At 53.3% G+C, this 11845-nt stretch carries 16 protein-coding genes; 4 read left to right on the top strand and 12 right to left on the bottom strand.

Annotation, left to right across the window (positions count from 1 at the left end):
* Nucleotides 1–59: 59 nt before the first annotated feature.
* Both DM806_RS13780 and DM806_RS13775 read right to left on the bottom strand, forming a co-directional pair.
* A complete protein-coding gene (locus DM806_RS13780; RefSeq protein ID WP_179043744.1) occupies nt 60–740 on the bottom strand; it encodes an HK97 family phage prohead protease in 681 nt (226 codons plus the stop codon).
* A gap of 43 nt (nt 741–783) precedes the next feature.
* Nucleotides 784–2154 (bottom strand): phage portal protein, encoded by a 1371-nt coding sequence (locus DM806_RS13775; RefSeq protein WP_179043743.1) that lies wholly within the window; start codon nt 2152–2154, stop codon nt 784–786.
* Between the two features lie 70 nt (nt 2155–2224).
* Between DM806_RS13775 and DM806_RS13770 the strand changes: the two genes are divergently transcribed.
* Entirely contained in the window at nt 2225–2848 is a 624-nt protein-coding gene (locus DM806_RS13770) for a hypothetical protein (protein WP_179043742.1), read from the top strand.
* On the opposite strand, the gene DM806_RS13765 is transcribed toward DM806_RS13770, so the two are convergent.
* Both DM806_RS13765 and DM806_RS13760 read right to left on the bottom strand, forming a co-directional pair.
* Nucleotides 2829–4205 carry a terminase large subunit domain-containing protein gene (locus tag DM806_RS13765; RefSeq protein ID WP_179043741.1) on the bottom strand — a complete coding sequence of 459 codons (1377 nt, stop codon included), beginning with the start codon at nt 4203–4205 and terminating at the stop codon, nt 2829–2831. The two genes, DM806_RS13770 and DM806_RS13765, sit on opposite strands and share 20 nt — an antisense overlap.
* Nucleotides 4202–4738, bottom strand: coding sequence for a hypothetical protein (locus DM806_RS13760; RefSeq protein ID WP_179043740.1), 537 nt, complete (start codon nt 4736–4738; stop codon nt 4202–4204). Before DM806_RS13760 ends, DM806_RS13765 begins: the two co-directional genes overlap by 4 nt.
* Before the next feature lie 103 nt (nt 4739–4841).
* On the opposite strand from DM806_RS13760, the gene DM806_RS13755 reads away from it, so the two are divergent.
* Complete coding sequence (locus DM806_RS13755) at nt 4842–5426, top strand: hypothetical protein (protein WP_179043739.1); 585 nt, start codon at nt 4842–4844, stop codon at nt 5424–5426.
* A 46-nt stretch (nt 5427–5472) separates the two neighbouring features.
* On the opposite strand, the gene DM806_RS13750 is transcribed toward DM806_RS13755, so the two are convergent.
* Nucleotides 5473–6009 carry a hypothetical protein gene (locus tag DM806_RS13750; protein WP_179043738.1) on the bottom strand — a complete coding sequence of 179 codons (537 nt, stop codon included), beginning with the start codon at nt 6007–6009 and terminating at the stop codon, nt 5473–5475.
* 752 nt (nt 6010–6761) lie between these two features.
* On the opposite strand from DM806_RS13750, the gene DM806_RS13745 reads away from it, so the two are divergent.
* Nucleotides 6762–7787 carry a hypothetical protein gene (locus DM806_RS13745; protein ID WP_179043737.1) on the top strand — a complete coding sequence of 342 codons (1026 nt, stop codon included), beginning with the start codon at nt 6762–6764 and terminating at the stop codon, nt 7785–7787.
* Here DM806_RS13745 and DM806_RS13740 read toward each other — a convergent pair.
* The 7 genes from DM806_RS13740 to DM806_RS13710 all read right to left on the bottom strand — a co-directional run bounded on the left by DM806_RS13740 (nt 7784) and on the right by DM806_RS13710 (nt 11136).
* Nucleotides 7784–8188: a hypothetical protein gene (locus DM806_RS13740; RefSeq protein ID WP_179043736.1), complete on the bottom strand. Its 405-nt coding sequence runs from the start codon at nt 8186–8188 to the stop codon at nt 7784–7786. The genes DM806_RS13745 and DM806_RS13740 overlap by 4 nt on opposite strands.
* 1000 nt (nt 8189–9188) lie before the next feature.
* Nucleotides 9189–9479 (bottom strand): hypothetical protein, encoded by a 291-nt coding sequence (locus DM806_RS13735; protein WP_179043735.1) that lies wholly within the window; start codon nt 9477–9479, stop codon nt 9189–9191.
* A gap of 20 nt (nt 9480–9499) precedes the next feature.
* Nucleotides 9500–9751, bottom strand: a complete 252-nt coding sequence (locus DM806_RS13730) for a hypothetical protein (RefSeq protein WP_179043734.1) — start codon at nt 9749–9751, stop codon at nt 9500–9502.
* A complete protein-coding gene (locus DM806_RS13725) occupies nt 9748–10152 on the bottom strand; it encodes a hypothetical protein (RefSeq protein ID WP_179043733.1) in 405 nt (134 codons plus the stop codon). The genes DM806_RS13730 and DM806_RS13725 overlap by 4 nt, the downstream gene beginning before the upstream one ends.
* Nucleotides 10149–10556, bottom strand: a complete 408-nt coding sequence (locus DM806_RS13720; RefSeq protein ID WP_179043732.1) for a hypothetical protein — start codon at nt 10554–10556, stop codon at nt 10149–10151. The genes DM806_RS13725 and DM806_RS13720 overlap by 4 nt, the downstream gene beginning before the upstream one ends.
* Nucleotides 10553–10873, bottom strand: coding sequence for a hypothetical protein (locus tag DM806_RS13715; RefSeq protein ID WP_179043731.1), 321 nt, complete (start codon nt 10871–10873; stop codon nt 10553–10555). The genes DM806_RS13720 and DM806_RS13715 overlap by 4 nt, the downstream gene beginning before the upstream one ends.
* The gene (locus DM806_RS13710) at nt 10870–11136 is read right to left on the bottom strand and encodes a hypothetical protein (protein ID WP_179043730.1); all 267 of its coding nucleotides are present in this window, start codon (nt 11134–11136) and stop codon (nt 10870–10872) included. The genes DM806_RS13715 and DM806_RS13710 overlap by 4 nt, the downstream gene beginning before the upstream one ends.
* Before the next feature lie 140 nt (nt 11137–11276).
* Here DM806_RS13710 and DM806_RS13705 point away from each other — a divergent pair, with 140 nt between their 5' ends.
* Nucleotides 11277–11801, top strand: a complete 525-nt coding sequence (locus DM806_RS13705) for a tyrosine-type recombinase/integrase (protein WP_179043729.1) — start codon at nt 11277–11279, stop codon at nt 11799–11801.
* The last annotated feature ends 44 nt before the right edge of the window (nt 11802–11845 follow it).

Raw genomic sequence — 11845 nt, 5'->3', positions numbered from 1 at the left:
CTGTTGTAGAAGGCGAGTCCTGAACGGAGTGCCGGTACAGCTTTCTGCTGACGATCTATTTATCGGTTGAAGGTCTTTTTGATCCTGTAGGCCATCCAAGCATCGCTTAGTGCCGTATCGATATCAGCTTCCATCGACTTGACTGCTTCATCGACCACTTCATCCAGAAGTTCGTCGGTCGAAACGCCCGCCTGCTTTGCATCCAGATATGCAGCAAAGTCCGCTACGCGCTGTTGATCTTCAAGGCTCAGGTTCGGGAAGCTGGAAGCAATGTCACCCTTGACCGCCGATAGCTTGGCCAGTTCATTGCAAGGGAATGTAACTGCGCTAATTTCATGAAGGGCAATTTCCTTCAAGCGAAGCACTCGCTGACCATCAACGCGGTCTGCTTCCTTCTTGATGACGCGATATCCGATAGAGAAGCTATCAAGGGTTCCATCAAGGAACTGAGAACGGACATTCTGGCCATCGTGGCTGTCAGAAAAGCGAGCCTTAAACCAAAGCCCTTCGTCAGTGTCCTTCAACTCAACAATGGAGCCAATCGGGCGATCATGACGATGATGGGCGAGGAAAGGCATCCTCTGCTTTTGATTAAAAACACCAAGAGTGCGCGTATATGCTCCGCGCTCCACAATGTCCCCGGCATGGTCAATGTTGCCATAGGTGGACGCTAGACCCTCGACCTCATTGTCCTTGATAGGAGCGGCATCGAAACGCTTAGTTTGAAAACGGTTGTTCATAAGTGTCTGGTCCCTATCAGTTCCTCTTCCAGCTATTTAGTTTTCAGGCGCGTTGATCTGCGCGACGGCTGGTGTCAGCATTGTGGCCGACCTCTCGCGGAGTAGCGTTCTCAGGTGACTGCTCTGGCTCTCTGTCACTGCCAGAAGCGTTCATGTTGCCGACGCCAGCAACGGGCATCTGCACGTTGCCCCATGGTTTAGGCTCCCAACCAAGTGCGGTTCGATATTCATTGAACTCAAGCGCACCGTTACGGGCCATCTTATCCAGAATCTCGCCCTTATCGTCCTGCAAGTAGGGCAGCATGGTTTCGTCAATGGTAATGGACAGCTTATCGTCGCCAAGTTCTTCTGCGAGAAAGTCTCGCAAGTGTCCAAGAATGAAGTCTGCGCGGGGCTTTAGCCATCCGGTATAGAACGTTCGGTCTGCCGTCCTCATGTTCATGCCAGTGGTTTCGCCTTCAAAGCCGAGCATGACCGGCTGAACGCCAAGTGCCATTGCGATACGACGTTCCAGAGCCTTCACGACTTCAACGATATCGAGTTCAGCGAATGTCATCTGATTTTCTAGGAAGCTAGAACCAGCGACCAAGCCCTTTAGCTCGTCGTCATTGCGCAAGCGTTCCATTGTCTGTTGCAGCTTGGCCCAATCCTCGTCGGTCATGTCGTCCATGCCATCAATGTCGGGGAGAGTGATCCAACCTGCTTTGCGTCCGCCATTCGCGAAGCGCGCATAGGTCAACTTCGTCGCGGCATCGTAAGCTGCAATGTCGCCTAAAATGGCATCGCCGGCACCAGAACCCTGTAAAGCGCTGAGCGGGTTGTAGATGCTGATATGCAGGATAGCGCCTTCGATGATTTCGTAGGTGCGACCGTCGCTGTTAAGCCGCTCGACTATCTGAGTGCGACCGTAATCGTCAGGGTCCATCGTGAAGATCAGTTCCGGCTTACTGGTGCCGGTCAGGCGCTTGGACGGGTCGTACAGGATGCGGTTCTTATCCGGCTCCTGATACATGAAGTCGGGTCGCAGTCCCTCAAGGATCGGCCTGTCGCGGATTTCTGTGTTCAGGAACTGCCAAGCGTCACCGCCGATACCTAAATCATTCTCGATAACGCGGAGGAGATTGCTCATCGTGCGGTCGCGGAAATTGGGCTGCGACAGGACTTTCTTTGTGCGCTTGCTGGCGTTCTCGACCTTTAAGGTGATGCTTGCCAGCTTCTCTGCGCGAATGTCGAAGCAACGACGGCTAACAGGACATTTGAAAAGCAATTGCTTTGCGCGGGACGCGAAGTTCTCTTCGTCGGTCCATGGGGTGGACAGTCCGCCAGTGCTGAACATACCGCCGATGCTGCGGCGCCCCTGTGGTCGTTCGACCTTGCCATAATCGCGTGATTTGAAAAGTCCGAAGAAAGCCACTGTGCCACCGTTATTTGGTTGATCTACAGCGTATTTATTGGCGACATGCGGCTTAGACGGAGGGAACGATATGAGCGACGTGACAAAGCTGGATGCGGCTCGCCGCCAACTCGAAACCGCTATCGATATGTTCTTCGATCAGGCCGATCCGCTGGCGGTTTACACGCTCGCATATGCTTCGTTCAAAGTGCTGCTCGACATATACCCGCATCAGCAGGGAGACGACTTCTCCGCTCAGATTGACGCGCTGATAGGCAAGGAAGGCTGGAAGCGCATGTCTGGACAAGCCAATTTCCTGAAACATGCAGACCGGGATTTTGATGCCGTGCTGGAAGACATGCACCCGATGCAGCCAATGGGCGTGATTGGTTTCGGAACGTTGCTCTACCGCCGTCTGGCTGGCGACTTCACACTCAAGATGAGGGCATATGACTTCTGGGTGGAAGAGGACGGCTACGAAGAGCTTGGTATCGAAGAGATTGACGAGAATGTGGAACGGGCAGAGGCGTTCAAGGAGATACGCGATACGATCAGGGCATTGCCCGTCGAGCAGCGATTGAAGGTGGCCCAATCTCAGTATCGGTCATTTATTGCGAACTACGACCGGATGAACGCAGAGGTTGAGGCGCTACAGGCCGAAGGGCTGTCATTCACCGAGGCGTTCGACGCCAAATTCAAAGCCGTCCGAGACTGATGACCTTGAAGCGGCCTTTTTTCTTGTCCGTGCTGAGGAGATGATTGACCCCCTGTGTGAAAGCATCGCCACGGTCAGGGCTGGTCTTCATATCGGCTTCCCAACCGACTAACTGGTCCTCCAATTTGGATGAACGGCTTAGAATGGCGACCTTGCCCATTTTACAATGCAGGAAGGCTTCTTCTGCACGAGCATATTTCGACTTCTGCGCGTCCACTTCAATGACGCGGAAGTTCAAACCAGCTTCAATGAGCATCTTGCGCAACAGCAATGGGCCGGATCGCTGTCCGTTCAATTCAAACAGGATAAAGTCGCCGGGCTTGAGGTTGTCCTTGGCCAGCGACACAACTTTTTCATAGCCAGCGTTGAGGCTGAAATGTTCGGAGAAGTCATTGAGCATGATTGCCTGTTTGTGTTTTGCTCCAAACAACAGCATACCAAACTCGTCATGGACACCGCCGCTGGGGTCGATGCTCAGGAAGCGGCGCGAACAAGTTGCGGCGTAATCCTTCGGGAGCAAATTCGTTTCTACTTCCATTTCATCAAGGTCTTTACGCGACCAAAGCTGGCTCTCGCCGGTCGTCCACTCGCCAAGGACTTCTTCACGCGCCTTGAGGCTGCCGATTTTTGCTTCGGCGGCAAGTTCTGCAAGATGGTCCTCGTCCTGATGCGGGTTAGCTGTAGAGGGGGCCGTTTTCACAACGGTGTTTGGACGGCTCTCAATGGCCTTGACCCATTCCTGAGCGCGCAGCGGCGATGTAGTCAGGATCAGTTTTGTGCCATGTTCGTGCTTCTCACGAATAGCGCGGAACATATTGTCGAACGTTGCCGAGTGCTGCCACTTCGTAAGTTCGTCGCCCCAACCGAAATTCAGTGACGGACCACGAATGCCCTCCTTGTTGTCGGCAGTCATAATCATTGCGCGAGTGCCGTTTGGCCATTCGACACGATTATAGTGAGGGCGGTAAAGCGGGATGCAGTCTGCTGGCGCTGTCGCGATCAAGCCGCTGACGCCTTCGATCATGGTTTCGCGAACGTGCTGGACTGTTGGACCAACTAGGATGCCAAAACCGCCGGGATAAACATACTTGGCCAGCAGATTGGTGTTGGTCGAGGCCGCGTGTGTCTTACCGGCACCGCGACCCATTCGATAGAAGATGATACGGGCAGCTTCACGCGGAAATGTCTGGTGCGGCTCAAGCGTGAAAGCCGGATCTTGCATGACCGCAATGATAGCTTCTCTGAATTCCTCGTCCTGATCGCTAAGCCAAGCCCAGAAACCGTCAACGCCAAGGAACAAGGTCTGATCGCGAACGAACTCGATCAGGTCCAGATAGTCGTCTAACGCCTTGCTCACTGGCCACCTTGCGCTTTGCGCTTGGCTTCGGCTTCCTGAATGCGCTGCTGCATTGAGATGCCCTTGAGCATCTGGTCTGCCTGCTTCTGGTCTAGCTGATGGCGGCGATGGGCTTCCGCTAGTGCGGCCTGCTGCTCGTCAAACGCCTGCTTGTGGATGCGCTGCCAAATCTGGGCGCGCTGGTAATCCGACATTTGCCCGTAGAGGGCCAGGTAACATTGCTGATCGAGGGTGGAACTGACGAGGGCCGCGAAATCCTCACGCGGCATCCCGCCGTGGGCCTTTTTCAGCAGCGTGGCCGTTCGGGCGAGCGGATCATCAACGATCCCGTCCGCATTACGCAGTCTGAACGCGGGGACCGTCGCACCTTCGCGGGCAGCGTCAATAATGCGTGATGCCTCACCCTGCGTAGTGACTATGCTAACGCCGGGGTCAGTTTCGTACAGGGGCCGGGAGACGGCTCGTTCCTGCTGCCCCCAATGCTTATCAACTTGCTTCTGAGTTGGCGGTGGCGGTGTTTTGTTTTGTGCCATGCCGGTATTTACTAGACCGACTAATAACTATTGACCTGACCTACAGGTGAAACAATTTCTACTTGGGTCTTGAAGTCATGGTGAGTTCGACCATTTAGGCAGCATGACCATTATCGAACCCATTGTCACCGCAATATCGGCTGTGTCAGCCGCTATTGCTCCAATTCAACCCGCACTGGTTACAGGGCTGCTTGGCCTGTTCGGCATAATGCTCACCAGACAGGTGACGAAGGGACAATTAAGCGTCCAGCAGCAGACACTATTCGTCTCTCTGATCGATCGCAGACTGACATGGCAGAAAGGCTTCAGGGATGCTGTAAAGAAGTGGGATGAGCAGATGGGGCAGATTATCGGGGATAGAAAAACCGATACGATTGCACCGACTGGCTTGTTTGAAATGGGTGTGCTGCTGGGTGAAGCCCGTTGGCTGTTTGGGACTGAAGTAGCAGCAGCGGCGAAGGCCATAGACGATCAAGCGAAGGTTGTCGTAAACCTGCGGATCGCTGCCTCTGGTGGCAACCACGATGCTGCGGCGCGTGTGGGTGACGCGGTGCTGTTGATGTATGATCTTCTCGACCCGCTGAGCGACGCGATTAAGCCCTATCTGTATCTTGGAGATATCAAGCGACCTAAAAAGGTGGTCAAGGTGCCAGAACGGTTGAAGACAATTGGAAAGAGTAAGCAGTAAGGTGAACTGTACTCAGTTTTGACATTCGTGTGTTGAGTGGCTAGACTTAAAAGTCTGCTGCTGGTAGCGTTTCCAATGCAATGGCGCGTGACATTTCCTGATGTTTATCGATGAAGGCGTCACGATCTAGTCCCACATCCATGCCTCGCTCTCGAGAAGCGTTGAAGATGTTGGATTTGGCTTGATCAGTCAGCGCCTTCTCCGTGCCGTTTACCACGAGCGTCACGATCTGGGGAAGTCCATGGCGGATGCAGTAAAAGTTCACACGGTCGAGTGCATTGTTCACCTGTTGCCGCGAGGTGTGCATGTGCCAAGGCTCGTCAGGGCGAAAAGCGTTCCAAATTGCACCGTACGTGGTTAGCCCAGTTGGACTTTCTCGAACGAGACGTATGATCGTCTGTGCTGTTTCCACCGTGGGTAAAAAGCCGACAGGCTCGCGACGATGCTGCTCGGCAAGAAGTTCAGCAAGCGTGAAAACGGCTTTGGATGTATCGGAGGTAGCTCGCATCCGCTCGATTAGGTCTTTCAGAGCGGGCAGTTTAATTGCTGCAAGTCGAGCGGAGCGGTCACGATTCGTCATCATGACGACGTATCTGAACGGGCTGGATATGACTAGGCAGTTGAAAACCTAAACCCCATTTTTGATCGCATTGTGCTTAACTCAAAAATCGAGGTCGTGTGTTGAGTGGGGTAACCCCTGCGAACTACTCTCACCTTCTACCGTCTGTAAGCTACCCCCTCGGGTGTCGCATCACGATCCTGTCAACCTACCTTTGCTCTTGACTGCATTTATCCACAGCCTTTCAACAGGGTTATCCCATTCATACCTCGACTATCACACGTTAGCACCACAATACCAAAGGGCAACAACAGAGCAGGACTGGTATGGTTTTGGTGTATTATCCATACCTCATGGCAGATACCTGAAAATATATTTCCACAAGTGTGAAGATATTTCTTTGTATCTAGACAGGTTGGACATACAAACAAATAGTCGGAGTGCGAATGGGTGGACGATGCCCAAGGATGGACCCGATAACAGATACACCGCAATCCAGAGTTCGCAACCTCGATAGGCATGGTGCCTACATGGTGCGATCCAGAGTGCGGATAGGGTAGATCACCACTGTAGCAGCAGATTTTCTGGTAGATTTCTGGATTCAGGTGTGGCCCCAATCTAATCCTACCGCTCACTCATACCATCAGCCATCAACGGCTTTCACACTTGTGTAAGCGGCTTTCGCTTTGTCTTTCTTTGCTCGCTCTATGCGACCCTGCATTTCCAATTGCGTCCGATAATCCGCTGCCTTACGCCGTCCTTATAGGGGGATTGGCATGTCCGTTAAGTGGTATCGTCGCAAGTGGGTATGGGCTGCGGCTGCTGTTGCATCATTGTTTGTCGTAACGGAAGGCTCTCTGCTGATATCGGGTAAGCGGTTGCTGGTCGGATCAACATTGGTGCATCCACGCCAGACATATATCGTTCCCGGCTTTGGCGATGTGGGCAAGCAGGATCAGGCATCGCTTGTGTGCCGCTACTTTACTGGGAGAGGGATCGCTACAGACGTTCTTTGGTATTCCTCTACGAACCAGATGGGCCGTGATGAATGTCCGTTGTTCGCTATCCCGCATGGTCAAGATGCAGAAGCTAAGGACGAGGGCGGTTCTCTTGCCGATTGGGTTTCTGGTATTGGATCGCTGCTGGCGGTCATTGCTGCTTTGTTCGGTTACTTCCTTGTCGAAAAGAAGCATCGGAAGGATGACCGGGAAAAGACACAGGGCCAGATATATCAGATAGGGTTTAAGCTATCGACGTTGGCCAGTGAGGCGCGGACCACTTTGCGCGACTTAAACCAGAAGAGCTTGCCGATTGATGAATTGCTTGCGGAGGATGATCCGTTTGTGATTTGCGGCAGTCAGGCTGGTGTCATCGGATATGATCGGACCATGGTTCGCGAGCTATCTGACGCGGAACAGAACTTGTTGATGCTTGTGAAGGAAGAGAACTTCCTTATGAATTTCGCGGAATGTGTGGCGCGGAATGAAACCATCAGAGGTTCGTTTGTCGAGTACGGGAAACGTCGAGACGATGTGCTTGCGCGGCTACCTCCACCAGAGCAAGCCAGCGGGCAAGTCGGCTCAGTCGGGCTAACAGAGGCGCAAAGGCTGTCGATATTCCCCTATGTCGTTCCTACGGCGATGGCGATGCGTCAGGCCCGCTATCTGGCTAAGCTGAATGTGGATATGGTTGTGCAGCTTTGTGAGGATTTTATGCCGATGATGAAGCGGCACTATCCGAAAATGCACATCCATAAGATCGAGTTGATGGAGATGCCGCCCGGTAGTCCTGCGGGGCTTTAGTAGCCCCTGACTTTCCATAGCTGGTGACGCAGTTCCCTCACTTGTGCGCGAGCATCTTTTCGGGTGGCGCGTAGGTTTTTGTTCTCGACCTGGAGGCGCTTCATTGCCTTTAGCATTTTCCTCCCGATGACCGTTAGATCGGCCACATCGGCGCGGCTTGCTGCCACTGCATCGCTCAATATGACCATGGCATTCGCTAGGGCAATAAGCTGTTGCGGCATTGTCTCTGTGAGCCTCACGCGGTCGATCGCAACATTGGTGTCATGATCGGCGCGGTATTTTCTCACGACATGCAGAGAAATGCCCATAGCTGCGCTGATCTTGCTGTTGCTCAAGCCCTGTGCAGCTAGTTCAGCAAACGTTGCGCGGCTTTCATCTGTGATTACGGTTTTGCGAGCCATAAGTGTCCTCAGGTTTTCTGCTACTTATGTGAACTCTTAGGCTGCCCTTTGAACTCAATGGCTGCATATCTTCTTGGAAGGAGATGCAGGTATGTTTGAGAACTTCCGTCCATGGTCTAAGTCTGAGGTCATTGTCATCGCTCTTGTTGGAGTTTACGCCGCATATATCTGCGGAGGTGTGTGAGGCAGTCCAGCAAGCGTAGTCATGCAAAAGCCCCGGAGTTGCTTCCGGGGCTTTTTTGTCTTTCCATTCCTTAGACGGCACTTACCCCTTACGGCTCACGCTGCTCCGCGTTAACGCTCTTCGGCCACCTAATAATTCGGGGATGCCCTTGAGCGCAGGAATGGCCTGAACGATCCCGCGACAAACGGACCTAAACATGAATGTGCAGCGGCCTTCTGCACCGATATTTATCAATCCCTGTAGCGGGCAACTAGGGCTGTCAGTTTCGTGGAGGGGGTAGGTGCAGCCGGTGGCGCGGGATTGGTCTGCGGCTTCACCCTCACGATGTTGCAGGTCGCGCAGCTTGTAACAACATTGTCAGGCGCATTGTTTCCTCGATCCCAATCGACGTGATCGACGTGCAACTCCGCCCATTCGATGGCCTTTTTGCACCAATGACAGGTCTGCTGACCGGCACCATATTTCTCATATGCCTGATAGCGATGCTCCAGAACGTATCCCTGCGACATCGCTAGTGCGTGTTCAGGGGCATATCGCAGGACATAGCCGTCGCTGCGCGTATGCAGGAGCGACCTTTGACGGGGACGTTCCCAACCTCCATGTCGCGATGCCCATCGGGCGCGGTCATAATGCGACTGACACATGCCTCGCGCAAAGGCGAGTTTTTCACAGCCTTGCTGATTGCAGGGTGGGATGATGCGATTAGGGTTCGGCTTTCTAGGCATCCAGTAGTTAGCTGGAGCGACAGGGGACCCACGACTAGCGGAAGGGGCGTCTTGCTATCACAGTGAGCGTCTATGGCGCTCATTGAAGCATTCAAACGACCAGAGCGGGTCCGAACATATATCCTACGATAGCGCCGATTAGGCCAAGCCCGCCGATCAAAAGTGCGGCTCTCGTCGGTGGCATGGGAGCATCTGGCCCTCTGATGCCGAGCAGGCAGATAACAAGGAAAGCGGGCGCGATGAAAGCGTACCAACGCGGATCACCCCGAAGCCCGAAGCTGACCCCCAGGCCAACACATACGGCAATGCCGCCGATGTAATAGATCAGAACTGCAAGAATGCGTGTTGCCATGTCGTCCCCCTCAAACGGCAGATCGAACATGATAGAGCGCTGCTAGGGCGTCAACAGGCCGCGTTGCTAACCCTTGGGTCGATTGCACCGTCTGACAGCTTGTAGGCCATTGCTGCTTTGAAGTCGTAGTCGCGCGCGATTATGTAGATCAAACCAACAAATCCCGCCGTGCGGGGAGGGAAGCGATGCCCTTCAGCCCATGCTTCTTCAAGGGCTATCCAACGAATTTCTAGCGGGTCGTTCTCGGCAAACAGGCGATGGTTTTCAAAGTCTGCGCGCAGGGTTTCTAGCGTGACTGTCATCGCACTGTCTCCCAAGTTAGCTTGAAGAGCAATGCGAGGTCATTTGCCCATTCTGGGAAGCACAGCGTGACTAAAAATCCGTCAACACCATCTTCTTCAGATGAAAATAGAATTTCTGACGACCGATATAAGTTCTCTACCGGGATCAAATTGCCGCCAGTCCTCATCTTAATCCCTGCCCACTCTGTATCAACCATAGGCTCTTTGCGTAGTTCTTCGCTTTGCGCTTCAAACCAATCTCGGTAACGACGCATGACAGCGGTTCGGGCAGCGTTTCCAACAATGCCATCGCTGAGACAAATGCCGCTGGCTTTGGCGACGCGGTTTATCTCGTCGTGGATAGATTGAACCTCTTGGAGGCTGAAAAGGACGTTGATGAAAATGTCGCGACCGTTCCTCATGCGTCACCTCCGAAGGTCAGCTTGAACATCACAGCATCCGACTGCTGATCGAAGCAGACGAGAAACTGGCCACCCGTTTGCATAATGTCATAGCGGTTAGGCATGGTCTGACGCAGCCAGCGCCTAACCGCGAAAGCGCGTTGCGTGTCGTCGGCCTCAAAGGTCAATGAGACGAAATGTTCGTCATCGGCCCTTTTCAGATGCAGGTTTGCAACTAGGTCTGCAATCTCGCTTCTGGCGTCGGATACCTCGCTCGATAGCCAAGCGAGGCCGTCGGTGGTGGAGCGTCGGCTGTCGTGCATGGCCTCTTCCGCCTGTATGACGCTGTGTTCCAATTCGCCAAGTTGCCCGGCAAATTCCATGATGCGCATTTCGAGGTCGGCAATTCGCTGTTCGATGCTCATACATCACCCCCGAAGGTCAGCTTGAACAGCGTTGCAATCCTTGGCTGGTCCGTGATTAGCGTTACTGCGCGTCCGTCGAGGACGACCGCCATGCCGTGGAAATCGGCAAACTCGATAATGGCTTCCTGATCTTCTTCCGATGGGCGGCCCTTGAACACGAACAATGTTGTGTCGTGCATTAGGCGCTCTTCAAGCGTGAAGGATTGGCAATTCATATTGTCGTCGTAGATCGAAGCGGGGAAGGCGCTTAGCCAGCTACCGATGGTAAGTTGACCCACATTGACAGTGAAAATGGACGGAGAGTTGGTGTTGCTCATGCCGCACCACCCCACTTTGCGTGGAATTCTTTAGCGGCTGCTTCGTCCGTGAGGGAAATCTGGAATTCGCCTTCGATCATGGTGGCGAACAGCACCGATGGATGACGTACCAACGCCGCTACGTCACCGAGCCAAGCCTTGGTCCTCACGGTGTCGATTTCAACAGTGCAATCCTTTTGGTAGCTGACAAGGATGCTGCTGGTTACGCGCATTCCAACAGTTGGAAACGGCATTTTGGTTTTGATGGTGTAGGTCGTTTGCATTGCTTCACCTGCAATTGTTGTTTTTCGTCACGGATATTTATCAAGCAACAGGTCGTCGCATTCTGGTTGGGGAGGTCCGGTTTCGGTTGCCCTGCATTCACTCTGGAAACAGGAAAGTGAGGCAACAACGGAGATCGGAAATGCGCGCTACTATCCTCAACGATCAGCAGTTTGATAAGCTGTTCGACTTCGCAGCACAGATGAACCGTCCCGCAATGTATCGCTTGATGCTACTGCTGACGAAGAAGCTGGGCTTGCGCCCGATGGAAATCGCAGGTTTGGAAACCAACTGGTTCATCAACGATGAACTCCGCATCCCGCTAGGTCATTCCAAGCGCAAGCAGGGACGTTCAATTCCCGTCGATGCTGAAATCCTCACTGCTCTGCACGATCATATGCAGGGAGAGCGGGGCAGGGTGTTCCGAAATGGTGCTGGTGATGCGTTTACCGCAAACGGTATTTCCGAAGCTATGCGCCGCATTTATCGAATGGCTGGTGTGCAAGGTAGCTGCTATAGCGGTCGCCGAACGATGGCTACCCGAATGGTCGATAACAATGTCAACATTGCTGTTGTTAGTAAGGTGCTTGGGCATAGCAGCATAGCGACCACACAAAGCTATGTCGGTGTCACCGATGCAATGATGCGCAGAGCTTTGTTTGCATAATAGGAAATTAGTGGTTGCCCTGTTAGGGCAACGGCTATTGATAG

The organism is Sphingobium lactosutens (assembly GCF_013393185.1).
Lineage (GTDB): Bacteria > Pseudomonadota > Alphaproteobacteria > Sphingomonadales > Sphingomonadaceae > Sphingobium > Sphingobium lactosutens_A.
Note: the sequence above shows the minus strand (reverse complement) of the source record. Positions and strands in the feature narration are given on the sequence as shown.